Below are 20,265 nucleotides of genomic sequence, written 5' to 3' on the forward strand. Positions count from 1 at the left end.
GGGCTAGCGAATGTAGTTCAACCACCGGGGCCGTGAGTCTCTAGACACCAGTGGTACGAAAAAACCAGTCAGGTCAGGGGCATTACCCGCAGATCCCGCTGGCACGCCTCGGCGAGCCGGAGGAAATCGCAAGCGCTGCACTGTTCCTCGCATCCGACGATGCAAGCTTCGTGAATGGGGCCGAGCTGTTCGTCGACGGCGGTCAACAGCAGATCTGAACGAGACAGGCGTCGAGGCCGACGGCCCACATCGCGTGGTGCAGTCGGCCGCCTTTGGAGGCTGGGATCGATGCGCGTTGCATTGGATTCACCGCAAGCGGCTTATGTCGTAACCGACCACGGTCGGAACGACATTGCGGGGATACGGCTTGAGCCGCGTGATGGCGCGCTAGTGACGGACCGACCTAGCACGCTGCTAAGGCTTTTCACTGCCGAACATCGATACGATTGTGAGTCACTGTAGCGTGGCGTGAAACCCAATGACGCACCCCGATGGCCGCCGGTCAACCGTTGCGCCAATGCGCTCCCCCGACACAGCCCACACTCCTGCCTGCGAGTGTTCGTGACATTGAAGTAGCGCTAGTGCGAAAAACAACTTCGGCCCGAATGGTAGAAGCACGGGATTCGAGCGACGCGATAGGTCTGACACCAAAAACTCAAGCTGCCCGTACGTAGCAGATGGGTCATCAACCTGGTACTCGACCAGCCGATTCGAACGCCGCGCTCGCTCCACGAGGCCCTCATTGTTCTTCTCGACCTCGACACGAAACTGTTCAATAGGCGAATTGGGGATAAACAGCCATTGCTCACTAGCATCTAAGAATTCCACCGCACCCTCCGCCTTGTGTGGCTCATATCCCAACCCCACCACCACACTTGTAGGTTGAGACGCTGCGGGCCAACCGGCGAATTGACTCCCAACAGGGGCGATGTATTCGTTTGGAGAAACCGTGTCAGGTGGCACCGAGAATTCTGCCAACGAGTAGCAGACGTACAAATTGAGTTCGACATCGGGCAGCATGCAAAGAAGCCACGTGAACAAACGAGCCATCACTTCCCGCGACATGCTGGAGATGTCGATGACAGCATCCAAGTGCCGTTTTTCGAAAGAAGAGAGGCCCGCCTCTAAAGTGGCCTCCAGCATATTTTCTTTGATGGTAGAGAATTTTAGTTCTCGTAGAGTCTGTTCGCATGCATAGAATGAAGGTAATACGGACTCTTGCTCGACGACCGCAAGGCAAACGTTCGCTGTGGGCGCAGCTTTACTTACGACGTTGATACATCTGCTTTCAGCAGATAGCGAGACTACGACTAGGTCGGCTTCTAAAGGCAATTCATCCGAGACGCGAATGTTGCGAAAGGTTTTAATTGTCATGTCTAAAAGAGTGATGACTGACCGTCGCCCGATGGCTTAGCCGGCGTTTTCCTGTCTTGCCGGACGGTAACCGCGCGTTCGCGACTTGGGTTATCCGAAAGCACCGTGCTCATAGCGATTGCCCGAGTCGTATGCACTGGAAGCCGGAATTTTGGAGCGAGACGATGACAGATTCGCGCTCGCTTCCCCACCAAGCCTCCAGCGCCCAGTTCCGGGAGACCTTCTTCTGCAACCTCCGCATTCATGAGAATGAGCACTCCAAGCTGTACGCAGGTGTCGATGAAGCGCCCGTACTTTTCATACGCTTTCTCGTCGATGATGAACGAGAGTGCTGGGTCTGCTGAGAATGGAGCATCAATAAGCTTGTTCGACAAGTAGATTGCAAGACGCTCCACGAAGTCGAACAGCGTCGTGGGCCGCGAAGGGTCCGGTTGTTCAACTGGATAAACGCGTAGCAGAGAGGCAAAACGCTCGTAAAATGTGACAATGACTGTCGATTGCACGCCGACAGCACGAATGTCTTTTTGCTGCTTTTCGGCCTCTGCTGCGAGTTCCTCGGCGAGATACAACACCCACCGCGGATTCCCCTCAGTCAAGTCGAGCAGGGTGGGAAAGCCTGAGTAGAGCTGCATACCTACCGCACCTCGAGCAAGCACCTTACCGTCTGCACCTGCGCTTCGTCGGTAGTGATTCCGGAACACGACCAGCGGATATATTTTCCGAACAAACCAAGCCCGCTTATCCTTTTCAGGAAAACTCAACGAACTTGGTCCTATCTCTTTCTTTTCTAGAGTGGCGGCAAAGGAAGGGTCCTTCGCCGCTAATTCTTGGAAAATCCTCTGCCTCGCCAACACCGCTTTGCTTTGTGCGCTTTCAGCGGTTGATTCAAGGGCCTGATTAAAAAACGATGGGCCCATGATTGTTCGCAGGTCGTCTAATGATGAAGCAAAGCCCTTTCGGGACAACGCCGCCGCCATCAACTGTGCCGAAAATCTTCTTGTTTGAGCCTTGCGAACGTATCCGAGAGTAATCGTTTTGAAGTCGTTCCCGTGAGTCGGGGCGTGCTGCTCGACACTCGAAAGTACCACGCCTCCAGAACCGCTCGGACTCAAAGCAAGCTTGAAAATCAGGTTCGGCGAAGAGGAGCGCAATGGCATCAGAATGTTCTTCAGCAGCACATCCGGAACAATTTCGAGCTCGTCTAACAGCAAAGCCCAACGTTGGTCCTTGACACCAATCTTTTCATTTATCGTTTCGAGCGCAACGACAAGTGTGTCCAGCCAGGCCATTCCCAAGAATGGCCGAGTGTCAAGTATCTTCGCCAAAGATTCGCTACTTGCAAGTTTCGAAGCGAGAATTGGGATTTCGGTTTGACTGACGCGGATAGCCTGGCGCAATCCCAACAACGACGGTACATCAACCTTCATACGCCACAGTGTCGCCAGGGCTTTAACGAGTTCGGACTCCGATTTACGGTCAATTGCGAACGAGGAGTAGAGCTGGAGAGTCGAACCGCTTCTCGCGACAGCGATACAGTGGTCAAGCGCGTCCAAAAGAGCCATGCAAACTGCATGGCTAAAGGCCGCTGTCTGCAGAGCGACTCGTCCTGCCTCTGAGGCGATACCTCGGGTATGAAAATCTAGTTGCGTAGCCCATCGAACATCGGCAGGCACAAACACACCGATGAAGCCGGCGAAGTCCTGCCGCTCATCGCAGTGCGCGGGTAGCCAACGCTCGAGAGCTTCAACTTGAAGCATTTTTAGGAGCGTCGTTTTGCCGCTTCCGCGAGGGCCTACTATGATGCAGTGGTCGAGGCTGAGCAGGCGCGAGAAATTCGGCGGCGCGATGAACTCGGCGGCAACCTGCGCCGGCGTGAGGTAGCGCGCATTGAACGCGTCATTGAGCGGTTTCGTCGTTTCACTCATGATGCGGAGATGCAAAGTTGGCGAGGAAAGAGGCTGCCGTCATCAATCAGGCTGATTTTCGCGCGCGTCATCTGGTCCTTAAGTGCAGACATCTGTCCAGGGCTCAGGAACCGCAGCAGTGGCAGGCTGTCTACCACCTCGGACCATTCGAGGAATTGCCCGCCCGAAGCTTGCAAACGACTGCGCACCTGAGCAGCAAGTCCAGAAAGCTCGACCGGACGCCAAGTAAACCCACACCCGCTCGGCAGACCGCGAGTCGTGTCGGCCGTTTCTTCCCAGCCGCTGTTCGTCCAATGGAGCGCCTGAATGTTTCCTGAAAGGCGGTCCACGTCCAACTCGTCCTTGGCGGTCTCAAGCGTGACGATGTAGAACTGATTGCGCGTCCGACTCGCCATGTCACCGTACAGCATTGCACCGAAGCTGGCAGCGCCGAAAACGAACGGCTGATACACCTCTCCATCTCCACGGGTGAGTCGATGGTGATGCTTGTGGCCGTGAATAACGAGCCAGTCGAGCCCAGTTTCCTTTAGCGCCGCCATCAGCGCCGTTCCGTTGTGCATAGGTGTCCGGCCAAGTTCTAGACCGGGTTCTTCGTGCGGAAGCGGCGGATGATGCACCACAAGCATGCGGAAGGACCGGTCCGCCGCCAAATGCTTCAAATCGCTCCTGAGCTCTTCCAGCGCAATATCGCTAATCCGTCCCCGCTCGAATTCGTTGTCCTGCAGCGTGACGTGGTAATGACAGCTGTTCACCAAGACGATGATGGATTCGTCGTCGTACAGAATCTCGTAGCCTCGCCCCCAGTAGACCCATTTCTGATGCGGTAGCGCGAATGTTGCAGGGTAGCCCGGCTCATGCACCAGGAATTCGAGCGGGTCAATGGCATGCTCGGCGTTACCTGGTTCTATTAGCTTCTTATCCGCGCGTGACTGAACCTCGTGGTTCCCGGTAACCGCGGCGACCCGTTTTACGCCGAGCGCTTTGCCGAGCCGGTTGATTTGAGCCCAACCTGCTGCAAACGCCTTGGGATTTGCTCTATCGGTAATGTCGCCGGGGCAGAGGAGTACGTCTGCAGAGGGCTTCTCCAGGGCTTCGAACCGCTTGATGAGGTTTTCCATCAAGTCGAGACCACCGGCAGCCGATGCTTGCGCCAAGCAGGGCCCGTGTGCAAGCTCGGTGTAGTGCAAATCGCTCAACACAGCAACTCGCAGCGTCGCGCACATCTCGCTATCCTTGTCCCGCGATGAGAGCATCGCAGTTAGTAGTTAGTTATCAGCAACTCTTGAACTTCGCGGCGTCCATGGGTGAATCCGGACACGTTTCGCCCGACAGTCAGCTCCGTGACTTGCCACCCGTCGAAGGCCTTCCGCACGACCGGAACGTCCGCGTAGGAAATTAAAATTCTCGCACCGCGCGCTGACGCGCCCTGAAGCGCACTCTGCAGACGACCGAGGTCCTGTTCAGAGAAGGAGTTCGCGCCGTACTCCCCGCGATTGCGAACACCGCGTCCCGCATAAGGTGGGTCCAAGTAGACAAAATCACCACGTCCACAATGCGAAAGAACCGCTTGAAAATCGTCAACCTTGATGTCTGCTCGGCGAAGAAATCTTCCGAAGGAAGCTATGTCTTCAAGGGTCGGAAGCGCACCAACTCTTACTCCGCGCGGAACGTTAAAGACGCCAGCGCGATTGGTGCGGTAAACGCCGTTGAAACAGAACCGGTTCAAGTAGAGGAATCGCGCTGCCCGCTCATTTGCGCCGAGGCTGTCGGGCGATGCCGCACGCAACTCATAGTAGAAGCGTTCGGTTGTCGGCATCGCGTGAAAGAGTTCACCAACTTTATTCGGATTTGTTCGAACTCGTGCATAAAAGTGCATCAGCTCGGGATTAATATCGCCGAGTAAACCGTGTGTAGGCGCAAGTTCGAAAAAAAGGCAAGCTGAACCGCAAAAAGGCTCAACGTAGCGGGAAAATTCGGGCGGCGCGTGTTGCCGCAGCATCGGCAAGAGCTTGCGCTTGCTTCCGGCCCACCTCAGCAAAGGTTTGACTGGTTGTTTCAAAGACGCTATCGCCGAAAATTTTTGAGAATGCAACATGGCCCTGCTCGTGGGCCTTCCGTCACGTGAAATTCGTATGCCTTAATAAAAGCGTGTGCGATCGACAGCAACTCCGTCAAAGTTTTGGAGTGGCTATCTCTCTTGAATTCCCCGCTCACGGCAAGACAGATGACATCCAAGTCGTCGTGCCCAACTTCAAACGCCAGGGTGAGTCGTGTGTCGACGAATGATTAGCCAAACCTAACTATCGATAAAATAGATCCATAGATTTCTTAATTTATGGGTTCTTTTTTCTCAGGTTATGACGCTCTTTACACACACCATCAAACATCAATATTCCCAGCCCTCAACGCATTAGACTCAATAAACGCCCGACGCGGCTCAACGTCATCACCCATCAACGTCGTAAAGATCCCATCCGCAGCGATCGCGTCTTCGATCTGCACGCGCAGCAGGCGGCGGACGGTCGGGTCCATCGTGGTGTCCCACAGTTGCGCCGCGTTCATCTCGCCCAGCCCCTTGTAGCGCTGCTTCGAGACGTTGCGCTCCGCATCCGCCATCAGCCACTTCATCGCCGCCTTGAAGTTCGACACCGACTGTGACTTCTCGCCACGTCGAATCGTCGCCCCTTCACCGATCAAGCCCTTGAACGTTTCCGCCGTCTTCTGCAACTGCGCATAGTCCGCCGTTTGCAGGAAGCCCTGGTCGATCACGCTCAGCTTCACGTTGCCATGGTGACGACGTTCCACGCGCAATGCCGCCACCGGTTCCGCATTCTCGACGTCTTCCATCACCGCCGTAATCGTGATCTCCGGAGCCAACGGATCGTCGCTCAGCGCCGCCTGCAACGCCGCGGCCGTGCGCTTCGCCGCTTCCTCATTGTCCAGCTCGATCTCCACGCCTTCCGTCACCGCGGTGAGCACCGACGCCTCGTAAATCCGGCTCAGACGATCAATCACCCCATCGGCCAACTGGTAGCTGCGCGTCAACTCGCCCAGCGCATCGCCAGCAATCGGCGCTGCCCCCGTCGACGGCGTCAGCTCGGCATTGTTCATCGCCAGCTTCAGCATGTACTGCGCCAGCTCGCCTTCGTCCTTGATGTAACGCTCGTCCTTGTTGTGCTTGACCTTGTACAGCGGCGGTTGCGCGATATACACGTAGCCACGCTCGATCAGCTCCGGCACCTGACGGTAGAAGAACGTCAGCAACAACGTGCGGATGTGCGCGCCGTCCACGTCAGCATCGGTCATGATGATGATGCGGTGATAACGCAGCTTGTCGATGTTGTAATCGTCCTTGCCGATGCCGCAACCCAACGCGGTAATCAGCGTCACGATCTGCTCGCTCGAAATCAGCTTGTCGAAACGCGCCTTCTCAACGTTCAGCACCTTGCCGCGCAACGGCAAAATCGCCTGGAACTTACGGTCGCGCCCCTGCTTCGCCGATCCGCCTGCCGAGTCGCCCTCGACCACATAGATCTCGCACAGCGCCGGATCCTTCTCCTGACAGTCCGCCAGCTTGCCCGGCAAACCCACGCCGTCGAGCACGCCCTTGCGACGCGTCATCTCGCGCGCCTTGCGCGCGGCATCGCGCGCCCGCGCCGCTTCAACGATCTTCGAGCAAATGATCTTCGCGTCGTTCGGCGTCTCCTGCAGGAACTCGTCGAGCGCCTTCGCCACGTATTCTTCCACCGGCGCACGCACTTCCGACGACACCAGCTTGTCCTTCGTCTGCGACGAGAACTTCGGCTCCGGCACCTTCACCGACAACACGCACGTCAAACCCTCGCGCATGTCGTCGCCGGTCGTCTCGACCTTGGCCTTCTTCGCCAGCTCGTTTTCGTCGATGTACTTGTTGATCACGCGCGTCATCGCCGCACGCAAACCGGTCAAGTGCGCGCCGCCGTCTCGCTGCGGAATGTTGTTCGTGAAGCACAGCACCGTCTCGTTGTAGCTGTCGTTCCACTGCATCGCAACTTCCACGCCGATACCGTCGCGCTCGCCCGTGACGTGGAAGATCGTCGGATGCAGTACGGTCTTCGTCTTGTTGATGTACTCGACGAAACCCTTCACGCCGCCGCCAAACGCGAAATCGTCTTCCTTGCCCGTGCGCAGATCCGTCAGGCGAATACGCACACCGTTGTTCAGGAAGGACAGCTCGCGCATACGCTTGGCGAGAATGTCGTAGTGGAATTCGACCTTGCCGAAGATCGTTTCGTCCGCGAGGAAGTGCACCTCGGTGCCACGCTTGTCGGTGTCGCCCAGCAACTTCAGCGGCGACGTCTCAACGCCGTCGATCACCTCAAGCTCGCGGTTCTGCGGCACGCCCCGGTGGAACTCCATGAAGTGCTTCTTGCCGTCGCGACGCACGGTGAGCTTCAGGTACGTGGACAATGCGTTCACGCACGACACGCCCACACCGTGCAAACCGCCCGACACCTTGTAGCTGTTCTGGTCGAACTTGCCGCCCGCGTGCAGTTCCGTCATCACGATTTCCGCCGCGCTGCGCTTCGGCTCGTGCTTGTCGTCGAACTTGATCCCCGTGGGAATGCCACGGCCGTTGTCCGTCACGGAAATCGAATTATCCGCGTGAATGATCACATGGATGTCGTCGCAGTAACCGGCAAGCGCCTCGTCGATCGAGTTGTCCAACACCTCGAATACCAGGTGATGCAGGCCCGTGCCGTCCGACGTGTCGCCAATGTACATGCCGGGACGCTTGCGCACAGCCTCCAGACCTTCAAGGATCTGAATGGAGGCTGCACCATAGCCGCTATCGGCCTGCTTTTGCTGTTCGCTCATGACAATCTTCCGGTTACCGCGTCATTAACTGACGAATTACTGCTTCATGACCTGCCCCCTCCGCGCGCCATCGGCGCCGCAAAGGCGGCTTATCCCGCAAAAGGATAATTCTCTAGAAACGCCAAAGGGGCGCTCGGCCCCTTCGCGCATGTGACGGCGCGTACGGCGGAATATCCGCTCAAATGCGCATCGGCATCACGACATACTTGAATTCGTCGTTGTCCGGCAAGGTGATCAACGCGCTCGAATTGGCGTCGCCCAGACTCACCTTCACCTGTTCGACCTTGAGGTTCGACAACACGTCGAGCAGGTACGTCACGTTAAAGCCGATATCCACCGACTCGCCCGTGAAATCAATCTCGATCTCTTCCTGCGCTTCTTCGTTTTCCGTGTTATTCGCGCTGATCTTCAACAGGTTGTCGCTGACCAGGAAACGCACACCCTTGAACTTGTCAGACGTGACGATCGCCGCACGCTGCAACGAACGATGCAACTCTTCACGGCTGATGACGAAGCTCTTGTTATACCCCTTCGGGATCACGCGATTGAAATCGGGGAACTTGCCCTCGACCAGCTTCGATACCAATTCGACGTTCGCAAAACAGAACTTGACCTGGCTCGGCGCCACGTCGATCTTCACCGGATCGTCAATGTCCTCGAGCAAACGCTGCAATTCGAGAATCGTCTTGCGCGGAATGATGACCTCCTGACGCGCAAACTTTTCGCCGGCAATCGTCGTGTTGCAATACGCCAGACGGTGACCGTCCGTTGCGACCGCTTCGATCTTCTCGCCCTCGACCACGAGCAGCATGCCGTTCAGGTAGTAACGGATGTCCTGCTGCGCCATCGCGAAGTGCACCATGCCCAACAGTTGGCGGAACGCGCGCTGCGGCAGCGAGAAGCTCGCGGCGTAGTCCTTGGCCTCGGCCACCGTCGGGAAATCTTCCGCCGCCAGCGTCTGCAACTGGAAACGGCTCTTGCCCGCCTGCACCGTCAGACGCTTGTCCGAGAGCGACAGCGCCACTTCGGCGTCGGGCATGTTGCGCAGAATGTCGAGCAGCTTGCGTGCCGCCACGGTCGTCGCCACGTCATCGGCGCCGGCACCGCAGTCGGCGGTGGTCGTGATCTGCAACTCAAGGTCGGTCGACAGGAAGGAAATGTCCTGTCCGTGCTTGCGAATGAGCAAATTGGCCAGGATCGGCAACGTGTGGCGACGCTCGACGATGCCACTCACAATTTGCAGCGGCCGCAGCAGATTGTCTCGTTGAGTTTTGACCAATTGCATATTTATCCTTCGTAGTAACTGTTAACGGGTGCCAGTTTCTGCTGAAAACCCGAAGATTCCCTTATCGATCAAGTGCTTGCAGAAGGGATAACAGGGCGGAAAACGCTGTGGACGAACCGGGGACGCTTTGTGCGCCGACCCGCTATTGTGCCCGAAAACGCCAGTTTCCCCCAAACCGCCCCCCGCTTATCCACAGGGATGCCGGCTACCCCGCCCGCCGCCCCGCGCATCCGCCCGGCTTTACCCCTTGAGCGTCTGCTCCAGCACGTGCAACTCATGATTGAGCTGCGCATCCTTGCTGCGCTCTTCTGCGATCTTGCGTACCGCGTGCAGCACCGTCGTATGGTCGCGCCCGCCAAACAGTTCGCCGATTTCCGGCAGACTCTTCTGCGTCAGCTCCTTCGCCAGATACATGGCGATCTGCCGCGGCCGTGCAATATTGGCCGGCCGCTTTTTCGAATACATGTCCGCGACCTTGATATTGTAAAAATCGGCCACGGTCTTTTGGATGTTTTCGACAGAAATCTGACGATTCTGAACCGTCAGCAGATCTTTCAGCGCTTCCTTCGTCAGTTCGATGGTGATCTCGCGACCGTGGAACTTCGAGTAAGCCAGGATTTTGCGCAACGCGCCTTCGAGCTCACGCACGTTCGAGCGCAGATGCTTGCCGACGAAGAACGCCACGTCCTCCGACAGCCCCACGCCCTCGACCTGCGCCTTCTTGATGAGAATGGCCACACGCATTTCCAGCTCGGGCGGCTCGATGGCCACCGTCAACCCGGAATCGAAGCGCGAAATCAACCGATCGTCGATGCCGGTGATCTCCTTCGGATACGTGTCGCTCGTGATGATCACCTGCGCACGGTTCGCGATGAGCGCCTCGAAAGCGTAGAAGAATTCTTCCTGCGTACGGCTCTTGCCCGAGAAGAATTGAATATCGTCGATCAGCAGCAGATCAAGCGAGTGGTAATAGCGCTTGAATTCGTCGAAAGCCTTGCGCTGGTACGCCTTGACCACGTCGGACACGTACTGCTCGGCATGGATGTACCGGATACGCGGATTCTGCTTCTCGGCCAGCAACTGGTTGCCGATGGCGTGGATCAAGTGGGTCTTACCCAGGCCGACGCCGCCGTAAAGGAACAACGGGTTGTACGACGTGCCGGGATTGTTCGCGACCTGGATCGCCGCGGCGCGCGCGAGCTGGTTCGACTTACCCGTCACGAAATTGTCGAAGGTCAGCACGGGATTGAGCTTCGAGCGCTCGTAGATCGACTCGACTTCCCCCAATTGCACCGGCTCTTGCGGCGTCACCCGCCAATTGCGGCGCACCGCGTCGGCCTCGCTCGCTTCCAGATCGGGGCGCTCACCGTCGAGCGACGCCGAATCGGCGCCACGACCGCCATTCGCGGCAGCCTGCGACGCAACCACGGCCGGATTCCCGCGCGCGCCGCCAGCGGGCGCCGGGGCGGGCGCCGCGCTCGGCGCAGGCGTGGGGGCGGGGGTCGACGACGGCACGCGCAGGCCAGCCTTCGGATCGAGCACGAACGTTACTTCGATCGGCGCATTCCAGAAGTCCGACGCCATGCTCTGGATTCGCCCGGAGAACTGGCTCTTCACCCAATCGAGCTTGAAGCGATTGGGCGCGCCGATCTTGAGCGTGCGCGCCTGTTCATCGAAGTCGAGCGGCGCCAGCGGTTTGATCCAGGTACGGAATTGCTGGGGCGTCAGCTCTTGTTCGAGACGTGTCGCGCAGTGTTGCCAGAAGTCATTCATGCAGGGCGTATCCAGGTGGCGCGGGCGCTCGTCCGACTCGTTCGGCCGACACTCATCCCCCCACTATCCGATACATCAGATATGGGGGCAGAACGTCGCAAACCAAGCCGGCGACCCCGTTCCCGAGCAATGCCGGGACGGGCGGACCGGCCGGGGTCGAGTCAGACCGGCGGCGCATTGCAGGCGCCCGGCAACCCACGAACCATGGCGCTGCGTTCGGGTTTTGCCTCGCGCGTACGGCCGGTGTCGGCGCGCGCAGACGACAAAACCCGGCGCGCTGTCCACATGGCGGCGTCACCGGTACTCTGCTGGGAAAAAAAATGATGGGGGATTTTACCGCCAAAGCGTTGGCAAAGCGAGTTATCCACAGGAATGCCCACAGCACCGGCGTCTCCGGGCGGGCGGGCCGCGTTAACCCGCCTGACTTCGCGCCGTCCCTGCATAAATGCCCGGCAAATACGACGATTTGCCGCGACCGCCGGGATATCTTCTTCGTCAGGTGTTTCCCTATCGGCAGAAATCGGCGATTCAAGCGATTTCTGCCATCATCGACCGCCGGAAGGCCGCTGGCTGGTGGATCCCCGCCGACGACGGTGCCGATCGCGTACCGGCGTATCGCGTGTCATGGCTAACCTATTGACACACAACGGAAAAGCCGATTAAATAGCGGGTTCGTTAGAAAGATAACCGGATTCTATCCAACTCCCGACGGCTGGGCCGCGCGTGAAAGTCCTTGAATTTGCAGGTTTTCACGGTGTCCATGTGGCGTTTCACGATGCTGCTGCGCGGGAATTTTTTCACACAGTGAGTGCATCATGAAACGTACATTTCAGCCTTCCGTGACGCGCCGCAAGCGCACCCATGGCTTCCTGGTTCGCATGAAGACCCGTGGCGGCCGCAAGGTCATCGCCGCTCGTCGCGCCAAGGGCCGTAAGCGCCTGGCCGTCTAATCGCGGTTCTCGGCCGTACCGCGGTTTGCGCGTCAAATCCGCAAGGCGCGAAGTCCCGGCAATGGGGTTTCCCAAAGCTGCGCGACTTCTCAAAACGGATGAGTTTTCATCCGTTTTTAGTTTGCGTCCTTTGCGTCGCAGCGCGCACTTCGTGTTGTATATGCGTTGGCGCGCGTCTGCGCCGGACGCCCTTGTCGATATCGATGCCACGCCTCATGAGGGCCGCATCGGTATTGTCGTCGGTAAGAAGCACGCGCCCCGCGCGGTCACTCGCAACCTGATCAAGCGTCAGGCGCGCGAGATGTTTCGCCAGCGCCGCACCGCGCTGGCCGGCTGGGACTTCGTGCTGCGACTGACCCGGCGCTTCGACAAGGGAACGTACACGGCGGCGGCCGCGCCAGTGTTGAATACACTGTGCCAGGCTGAATTCGCGCAGCTCTTCGACGCGGCAGAGAAAGCCGCCCGCAAGCGCCGCACGACCGACGCCAAGACAGAAGGTAGTGAGTCCTACACGGTAGCGCCCGAACCCGGGCATGCGCCGCCCAACCGGCCACTTCGGCCGGACTGACAGGCGGAATCGAGATGCGAAGCGTGCTGTTGTTGCTCCTGCGCGGTTACAAGCTGGTGATCAGTCCCTGGCTGGGGAACCGTTGCCGCTTCCATCCGAGCTGCTCCGACTACGCGCGCGAGGCCATCGTCGAGCACGGTGCCGGTTACGGCACTTATCTCACGGCCCGGCGTCTATGTCGCTGTCATCCGTTTCACCCCGGCGGTTTCGATCCTGTACCGCCGGCTCGACACGTCTGTCACGCTCCCGATAACACCGACCAAGGCGCCGCCGATGCGGCCGCCGGAAGCGGTACGTCGCGAGCCAGGCAGACGGTCTCGTCCGGGCCTGCGGCCGCATCGGCAGTTACGCGCCGCGCGCCGGGCCATTCCTGAGTTTCGTCCACCACGAGTTACCGCATGGACATCAAACGCACCGTACTCTGGGTCATTTTCGCGCTGTCTGTCGTGATGCTTTTCGACAACTGGCAACGCGCCAATGGCCATTCGTCGCTGTTCTTCCCGACGCCCGAGGTCTCCACCCCGGCCGCCAAGGGCGGAAGTCCGACGCCGGCCAACGACCTGCCGCAAGGTGCCAACGCGGCGCCCGCGGCGGGTAGCGCCCCGGGCAACGCGCCGGCCGCTGCCGCCGCGCAGAATGTCCGCATCACGACCGACGTCTACGAGGCCGACATCAGCGCGCAAGGCGGCACCGTGTCGTTCCTGGCGCTCAAGCAATGGCCCGACGCCACCGAGGCCGACAAGCACGTGGTGTTGTTCGACAACACGCCGAGCCAGCAGTATTACGCTCGCACGGGTCTGATCGGCGGCGACTTCCCGAACCACAACGACATCTTCACGCAGGTGCCGGGCCCGACCACGATGACGGGGGACACGCTGACCGTGAAGTTCGAATCGCCGGTCAAGGGCGGCCTGCAGTTGGTGCGTGCTTACACGTTCCATCGCGGCAGCTACGTGATCGACGTGTCGAACACGATCGTCAACAAGTCCGACGCCGCCATTCAGCCGACGCTGTATATGGAACTGGTGCGCGACGGCCACGAAATCAGCGGCGCGAAGTTCTCGCACACGTTCACGGGCCCGACGGTCTACAGCAGCGACGAGAAGTTCCAGAAGATCACGTTCAGCGACATCGACAAGGACAAGGCGAAGTACGTCAAGCAGTCGAGCGATGGCTGGATCGGCATGGTGCAGCATTACTTCGCCACGGCCTGGATTCCGAAGGAAGGCGCCAAGCGCGACAACTACATCGGCAAGCTGGACAACGGCCTGTATCGCGTGGGCGTGAAAGAACCGCTCGCGAGCATTCCGGCCGGTGGCAGCGAGACGGTCGATGCGCGTTTGTTCGCCGGTCCGCAGGAAGAGCACATGCTCGAGCAGATTGCGCCGGGCCTGGAGCTGACGAAGGACTACGGTTACTTCACGATCCTCGCCAAGCCGCTGTTCTGGCTGCTCTCGAAGCTGCATGGGCTGATCGGCAACTGGGGTTGGGCAATCATCGCCGTGACCGTGATCATCAAGCTGGTGTTCTTCCCGCTGTCGGCCGCGAGCTACAAGTCGATGGCGCGCATGAAGGAAATCACGCCGCGGATGCAGGCACTGCGCGAACGCTACAAGAGCGATCCGCAGAAGATGAACGCGGCCCTGATGGAGCTGTACAAGACCGAGAAGGTCAATCCGTTCGGCGGCTGTATTCCGATCGTGATCCAGATCCCGGTGTTCATTTCCTTGTACTGGGTGCTGCTCTCGTCGGTGGAAATGCGCGGTGCGCCGTGGCTGGGCTGGATTCATGACCTCTCGACGCAGGATCCGTATTACATCCTGCCGGTGCTGATGGCCGTGTCGATGTTCATCCAGACGCGTTTGAACCCGACGCCGCCGGATCCGATGCAAGCCAAGATGATGATGTTCATGCCGCTCATCTTCTCGTTCATGTTCCTCTTCCTGCCCTCGGGTCTGGTGCTGTACTACGTGGTCAACAACTCGTTGTCGATTGCGCAGCAATGGTCGATCAACCGAATGCTCGGGAACAAGAAGGAAAAAAAGGCGGCCTGACGTTTTCCGGTCCGACCGTCTGACTGACACAGCCGCCCGCGAGTCTCTCGCGGGCGGTTTTGTTTGGTGCATGTCAAAATAAGCCTCTGTTTTTCAAAGAACCGTGCCATGAGCGCCACCGTCTCCGCCGTCCCGATTGCTGCCATTGCCACCGCCCCCGGACGCGGCGGGATCGGCGTGGTGCGGGTGTCCTTCGGCAAACATCGCGGCGACGCCGTGCAGCGTGTGATCGCGCGTCTGGTCGGGCAGCCGCTCAAGCCGCGTCATGCGTCGTATCTGCCGTTTCTCGATGCCACCGGCGAGGCGCTCGATCGCGGCATCGCGCTGTACTTCCCCGGCCCGAATTCATACACGGGCGAGGACGTGCTGGAGTTGCAGGGCCACGGCGGACCCATCGTGCTGCAGTTGCTGTTGCAGCGATGTCTCGATGAAGGGGCGGAGCTGGGCGTGCGTCTGGCGACGCCGGGCGAATTTACGCATCGCGCGTTTCTGAACGACAAGCTCGATCTCGCGCAAGCGGAGGCGGTGGCCGATCTGATCGAAGCGAGCACCGAGGCTGCGGCGCGCTCGGCGAGCCGGTCACTCGACGGCGCGTTCTCGCGCGAAATTCATTCGCTGGTGGATCTGGTGATTCATCTGCGCATGCTGGTCGAGGCGACGCTCGACTTCCCGGAAGAGGAAATCGACTTTCTGGAGGCAGCCGATGCCTTTGGGCAGCTCGAGCGCATTCGCACGCAACTGGCGCGGGTGCTGTCGCAAGCGCGGCAGGGGGCGTTGCTACGCGAGGGAATCAACGTGGTACTGGCGGGGCAGCCGAACGTGGGCAAGTCGTCGTTGCTCAACGCGCTGGCCGGTGCGGAGCTGGCCATCGTCACCCCGATCGCCGGGACCACGCGCGACAAGGTGCAGCAAACGATTCAGATCGACGGTATTCCGCTGCACATCATCGACACGGCGGGCTTGCGTGAAACGGAGGACGAAGTCGAGCGCATCGGCATTGCGCGTAGCTGGAGCGAGATCGCGAAGGCGGACGCCGTGCTGCATTTACTCGACACGCGCACCGGCATGACGCCGGAAGACCAGGTCATCGCGAAGCAGTTGCCGAAGCATGTGCCCATCGTGCGTGTGTACAACAAGACGGATCTGGCGGGCGAACCGGCGACGGTGTTGCCGAAAGAGGGCGCGGCGCCGCTCGGTGTGCGGCTATCGGCAAAGGGTGGGCAGGGGATCGACCTGCTACGCGCGGAGTTGCTCAAGATTGCCGGTTGGCAGGCGGGCAACGAGGGGGTGTTTCTCGCGCGCGAACGACATCTGTCGGCACTGCGCGCGGCCCGCGAACATATCGAGATGGCGGACGCCCATGCACGCCGGAACGCAAGCGCGCTCGATCTTTTTGCCGAAGAATTGCGCCTCGCGCAGGAGCAGCTCAGCACGATCACCGGTGAATTCACATCGGACGATCTGCTCGGGGTGATTTTCAGCCGGTTTTGTATTGGGAAGTGATGGGCATTGCGTGTTGCGAGCGTCCCCAATCGTCATGCCATCCCATGGAAAACGTAATGCTTTGAAACACTTATCACACGCATCGTAATTGCTCCGACTGGGGGACGGGCCTAGACTCGAAATCATCAACTCCTGGGCGGCGTTGCGTCTCATCGGGTCACATTCCCCTCGTTGGCGACGCGCATGCGCGAGGCGGAATCCACCGCGCCCGGGGTCCGGACTTCGAGGTCAGTGTCGTGAAACGTCTTCCTGTTGTCCTCGGCTTCGGCGTCGTCGCCGTGGCCGCTGCCATGGCCAGCGGCAGCGCCCTCGCCTGGCATGGCGGTGGCGTACGTGTCTGGGTCGGCCCCGGCTACTACCCCTACGGCTATCCCTACTATCCACCCGCGCCGTACTACGCGCCCCCCCTTGTCGTCGTTCCCAGCCAGCCGCAGCAGTACATCGAACAACCGCAACCCGGCGCCCAAGGCGACCCGTCCGGCGCGAACAGCGACACCTGGTACTACTGCGACAAGGCCGGCGCCTACTATCCCTACGTGAAAACGTGTCCGGCCGGATGGCGCGAAGTGCCCGCGCAACCGGCCTCGAACTGATCGGGAGACGCACCATGTCATTCGAATCGTCAGTCTCCCGAGCGCGTCATCCGTCGGTTGCCGCGCCTCAATCGCCCCAAGCGGCGCCCGCCACCGGACGCCAGCGGCGCGCGCAACGTCTTACCGCACCGCTGGCCATTGTCATCGCCGCCGCGACGCTCGCAGGATGCGCCGTGGTCCCCTCCGGCCCGAGTCTCATGGCGTTACCCGGCACTGGTAAATCGTTCGACCAGTTCCGTCGCGACGATTTCAACTGCCGCCAATACGCCTCCGGCCAGAACGGCGGGCTCGATACCGCCACCGCCGCCAACAACAGCGCCATCGGCAGCGCCGTCCTGGGCACGGCCATCGGCGCGGCCGCCGGCGCAGCCTTCGGCGGCAGCTCTGGCGCCGCCATCGGTGCCGGGGCGGGCCTGCTCACCGGGAGTGCCGTCGGCATGGGCAACGCGCAATCGTCTGCATACGTCACCCAAAGCCGCTATGATCAGGCCTACGTTCAGTGCATGTATGCGGCCGGCAATCGCGTCCCGGTTCGCGGCGACATGATGATGCCGTCCCAACCGGTGCAGCGCTATGCGCCACCGCCGCCACCGCCCCCGGGCTGGAAGCCCCCGCCCGGTAGCTACTGATTCCATAAAAATGACGTGATCCCGACGTCGCCCCGGCATGCGCTGTCGGCGACGTTGCATCGCTCCGCCTGAGACACTTGATGACCCACGATTCCACCGGCCAACGTACGCTCAACACGCCAGTGCTGCAAACCTCCCGCCGGGCGATACTGCCCGCCATCATCGCCTCCGTCTGCGCCACGTTCATGCTGACGACGCACGCGCACGCACAGAACACCTCCTCGGCAGCCAACCCGGGTAATGCAATGCCAGCGGCCGGCGCCAATGGCGCCACGGGATCGGGCGTTTTCAATCCGAGCGCCGACATCTCGCGCGCCATCTCCCACGACACCGCCGATACCGCCATCCAGAACAACTGGAACAGCATCATCCATCCGCCCGTGCAGGCCAAACCCCAAGAGAAACCGGCGGAGTCTCCCCGCCGCGGCCGCCGCGGCATCACCCCCGCCATCTCGACCAATTGACGGAACGGGCGCCGCGCCCGTCTCACGCTTTTGCTGCCAGCGAGCGCTCGTCGTTAAAGCGTTGGGTAACGCTCGCCAGCGCCTGGCCCAACTGGCATTCGCCCGGTAGCCCGTCTACTATGAGAATCATCAGCAGGATTCAACCTGTGGTGTTCTCATGCGACTCTTCCTTGCCCTGTGGCCCGGGCCAGGTGTACGCGCGCAGCTTCATGAGTGGGCCGCTACAGCTCACGCGGAATGCGGCGGACGTGTGCTGCGTGCCCAAACTCTGCACCTGACGGTGGCCTTTCTCGACGAAGTCGATCCCACTCGTCTGCCAGTACTGCTCGCGCTCATGCAGCGCACGCCGCTCACCCCGTTCACGCTCACCTTCGATCATCTGGGCTATTGGGCGGATCGCAAGGTTGTCTGGGCTGGCGCGACGGGTGTGCCCGAGAGCCTCACCGCCACGCGCGACGCACTCCTCTCGCAATGGCGCGCCACCGGCGCGCTCGTGCTCACGCAATCGTTCCGCCCGCATGTAACGTTGCTGCGCCATGCGCGGCGCGCACCATCCGATCTGAATCCCCGTCCGATCGTGTGGCATTGCGAGGGATATGCGCTCGTCCACTCGGTGCGCACGCCACGTGGCCCGCACTATCATGTGCTCGCGCAACACCATGGCGGAGCGTCTGACGGCTTTACCACGACCGCTCCCGAGAAATCGGCGATGCCAATAACGCAATACGGTATAGTCGGATGACGATGCATTGGCCGACCGGTTGGTGCATCGGTTTTTCGTCATTCGCAGGAGGCTCAAGTGCAAGTCGGATCGATCGTCAAATCCAATCACATCGCAGTGCCGCAGGGTGCCATGGGCATCGTCACCCGCGTGCTGGGCGACATGGCAATGGTGTGCTGGTATTCCGGCCAGCCCGGTGCATCGAAACAACTCAACACCGAACCGTTCTTTATTGCCGACCTGGTCGAGACAGGCGACGTCATGCCTGTCGGAGGCAGCCCCATCCTGCACTGAACCGTGCGCTGCGCCGACGGGCGCTCAGCAAACGAAACGCCGGCCCATCTTTTCGATGGACCGGCGTTTCGCATTTCAGTCGCACGCAACCGCGACGTCAGACGGGTCCCGCGTGCCGACGCATGAGCGCATCGAGCCGGGCCGCCATGCGCTCGCGCCGACGAAGCGACGTGCGATACAGCAGCACCGCCATCGCCAGCAGGACCACGCAAGCGATCAGAAAAACGCCATACGGCAGCATGTCGCCGTGCAACCGCATACTGATGGGCGCACGCGTGGAAGATGTGCAGATGATCGTGCCGGCGCGCATGCCCGTGTAGTGCATTCCGCAAACGGCCACCGCCATCACCAGCGCCGCCAGCGCGCGTTGCAGGCTCGTCTCGAGATGGAACGCCAGCCAGAGCGCCACACTCGCCGCCACGATCGCGATGACCACCGACAGGGCGACGATAGTCGTATTCCATTCGAAATACGCCTGCGTGCGCACGGCATTCATCCCCAGGTAGTGCATGCCTGCGACGCCCAAGCCTCCCGCCACGCCACCGATCACGCAGCGCACGGCATTGCGATAGGGTGCGCGCGCAACATACCAGAGCGCCGCCCCCGAGACCACCACGGCCAACAGCAGACTGCCGAGCGTCGGCCACAGCGAATACGACACGGGGAACGGCATGCGCTGCGCGGCCATGCCGATGAAATGCATGCCCCAGATGCCAATGCCACCCAACGCCAGGGCCGACACCGCGAGATAGCCGGCGCTGATGCGACCGTCGTCGTCGCGAATACGGGACGCGGCCACCAACGCAACATAGGCCCCCAGCGCCGAAATCACGAAGGAGAGCAGAACGAGAAACTCACTGTACTGAAGCGGAACGACGCTACCTGGCTGCATGGGCTGATCCTGTGGTTTCGCAGTCGCCGGGGTGCCAAAAGCGCTGACGAGAGAACGGTGGTTGAGCCTGCACGACGACGCCCAGGGGCCGCGACGTGGCTTCGCACACGTCGGACGTCATCGGCGATTCAATCTCGACGGCCCGGTGACGTCAAGGGGCAAAAACGTCTCGCATTCGCCAAACGAAGATCATTTGCCGCACGTCGATTACACGCAACGAAGCAGTCTCGGCCGAAACCCTTACGGGGCGCGTGATCTACGCGAGCTCGTCCCGTTTGATCGGGAGATCGGCGCGCATCCTGACGATTTAGAGCCCGAATTCCAAACCCTCGTCGCACACCATCGCCGTTCTGCGGCACCATCCGGGGATCACATTGGCCCGA

General features: G+C 60.3%; 19 protein-coding genes and 1 pseudogene. 12 read left to right on the plus strand and 8 right to left on the minus strand.

Going from position 1 to position 20,265, the window contains the following annotated elements:
- Positions 1–86: 86 nt before the first annotated feature.
- Positions 87–218 (plus strand): annotated as a pseudogene (locus PSO31014_RS17450) (SDR family oxidoreductase); the annotation flags it as partial.
- Between the two features lie 235 nt (positions 219–453).
- Here PSO31014_RS17450 and PSO31014_RS17460 read toward each other — a convergent pair.
- The 7 genes from PSO31014_RS17460 to dnaA all read right to left on the minus strand — a co-directional run bounded on the left by PSO31014_RS17460 (position 454) and on the right by dnaA (position 11,214).
- A complete protein-coding gene (locus tag PSO31014_RS17460) occupies positions 454–1,374 on the minus strand; it encodes a hypothetical protein (protein WP_150552781.1) in 921 nt (306 codons plus the stop codon).
- A 2-nt stretch (positions 1,375–1,376) separates the two neighbouring features.
- Positions 1,377–3,299, minus strand: coding sequence for an ORC-CDC6 family AAA ATPase (locus PSO31014_RS17465; RefSeq protein WP_150552782.1), 1,923 nt, complete (start codon positions 3,297–3,299; stop codon positions 1,377–1,379).
- A complete protein-coding gene (locus tag PSO31014_RS17470; protein WP_174976563.1) occupies positions 3,296–4,522 on the minus strand; it encodes a metallophosphoesterase family protein in 1,227 nt (408 codons plus the stop codon). Before PSO31014_RS17470 ends, PSO31014_RS17465 begins: the two co-directional genes overlap by 4 nt.
- 35 nt (positions 4,523–4,557) lie before the next feature.
- Positions 4,558–5,394, minus strand: coding sequence for a DNA adenine methylase (locus PSO31014_RS17475; protein WP_150552784.1), 837 nt, complete (start codon positions 5,392–5,394; stop codon positions 4,558–4,560).
- A 284-nt stretch (positions 5,395–5,678) separates the two neighbouring features.
- Positions 5,679–8,156, minus strand: a complete 2,478-nt coding sequence (gyrB, locus tag PSO31014_RS17480) for a DNA topoisomerase (ATP-hydrolyzing) subunit B (RefSeq protein WP_150552785.1) — start codon at positions 8,154–8,156, stop codon at positions 5,679–5,681.
- 178 nt (positions 8,157–8,334) lie between these two features.
- Positions 8,335–9,441, minus strand: coding sequence for a DNA polymerase III subunit beta (gene dnaN / locus PSO31014_RS17485; protein ID WP_017232945.1), 1,107 nt, complete (start codon positions 9,439–9,441; stop codon positions 8,335–8,337).
- A gap of 240 nt (positions 9,442–9,681) precedes the next feature.
- A complete protein-coding gene (gene dnaA / locus PSO31014_RS17490) occupies positions 9,682–11,214 on the minus strand; it encodes a chromosomal replication initiator protein DnaA (RefSeq protein ID WP_150552786.1) in 1,533 nt (510 codons plus the stop codon).
- Between the two features lie 445 nt (positions 11,215–11,659).
- On the opposite strand from dnaA, the gene PSO31014_RS17495 reads away from it, so the two are divergent.
- From PSO31014_RS17495 to PSO31014_RS17545, 11 genes are all read left to right on the plus strand, one after another.
- The gene (locus tag PSO31014_RS17495; RefSeq protein ID WP_150552787.1) at positions 11,660–11,854 is read left to right on the plus strand and encodes a hypothetical protein; all 195 of its coding nucleotides are present in this window, start codon (positions 11,660–11,662) and stop codon (positions 11,852–11,854) included.
- Between the two features lie 175 nt (positions 11,855–12,029).
- The gene (rpmH, locus tag PSO31014_RS17500) at positions 12,030–12,164 is read left to right on the plus strand and encodes a 50S ribosomal protein L34 (RefSeq protein ID WP_010806664.1); all 135 of its coding nucleotides are present in this window, start codon (positions 12,030–12,032) and stop codon (positions 12,162–12,164) included.
- A gap of 61 nt (positions 12,165–12,225) precedes the next feature.
- Positions 12,226–12,732, plus strand: a complete 507-nt coding sequence (gene rnpA, locus PSO31014_RS17505; RefSeq protein WP_150552788.1) for a ribonuclease P protein component — start codon at positions 12,226–12,228, stop codon at positions 12,730–12,732.
- Between the two features lie 14 nt (positions 12,733–12,746).
- Entirely contained in the window at positions 12,747–13,106 is a 360-nt protein-coding gene (gene yidD, locus PSO31014_RS17510; RefSeq protein ID WP_150552789.1) for a membrane protein insertion efficiency factor YidD, read from the plus strand.
- 24 nt (positions 13,107–13,130) lie between these two features.
- A complete protein-coding gene (yidC, locus tag PSO31014_RS17515) occupies positions 13,131–14,786 on the plus strand; it encodes a membrane protein insertase YidC (protein WP_150552790.1) in 1,656 nt (551 codons plus the stop codon).
- Between the two features lie 108 nt (positions 14,787–14,894).
- A complete protein-coding gene (gene mnmE, locus PSO31014_RS17520) occupies positions 14,895–16,289 on the plus strand; it encodes a tRNA uridine-5-carboxymethylaminomethyl(34) synthesis GTPase MnmE (RefSeq protein ID WP_150552791.1) in 1,395 nt (464 codons plus the stop codon).
- Positions 16,290–16,525: 236 nt separating this feature from the next.
- Positions 16,526–16,882: a hypothetical protein gene (locus PSO31014_RS17525; protein WP_174976564.1), complete on the plus strand. Its 357-nt coding sequence runs from the start codon at positions 16,526–16,528 to the stop codon at positions 16,880–16,882.
- 14 nt (positions 16,883–16,896) lie between these two features.
- Positions 16,897–17,511: a YMGG-like glycine zipper-containing protein gene (locus tag PSO31014_RS17530; RefSeq protein ID WP_150552792.1), complete on the plus strand. Its 615-nt coding sequence runs from the start codon at positions 16,897–16,899 to the stop codon at positions 17,509–17,511.
- Between the two features lie 80 nt (positions 17,512–17,591).
- Entirely contained in the window at positions 17,592–17,975 is a 384-nt protein-coding gene (locus PSO31014_RS17535; protein ID WP_150552793.1) for a hypothetical protein, read from the plus strand.
- Between the two features lie 157 nt (positions 17,976–18,132).
- A complete protein-coding gene (gene thpR, locus PSO31014_RS17540; RefSeq protein ID WP_150552794.1) occupies positions 18,133–18,717 on the plus strand; it encodes an RNA 2',3'-cyclic phosphodiesterase in 585 nt (194 codons plus the stop codon).
- A 57-nt stretch (positions 18,718–18,774) separates the two neighbouring features.
- Positions 18,775–18,990, plus strand: a complete 216-nt coding sequence (locus PSO31014_RS17545; protein WP_150552795.1) for a hypothetical protein — start codon at positions 18,775–18,777, stop codon at positions 18,988–18,990.
- Between the two features lie 97 nt (positions 18,991–19,087).
- Here the strand turns inward: PSO31014_RS17545 and PSO31014_RS17550 are convergent, their stop codons facing one another.
- Positions 19,088–19,882 carry an MHYT domain-containing protein gene (locus PSO31014_RS17550; protein WP_150552796.1) on the minus strand — a complete coding sequence of 265 codons (795 nt, stop codon included), beginning with the start codon at positions 19,880–19,882 and terminating at the stop codon, positions 19,088–19,090.
- Between the last annotated feature and the right edge of the window lie 383 nt (positions 19,883–20,265).

It is taken from the genome of Pandoraea soli (assembly GCF_902459595.1).
Lineage (GTDB): Bacteria > Pseudomonadota > Gammaproteobacteria > Burkholderiales > Burkholderiaceae > Pandoraea > Pandoraea cepalis.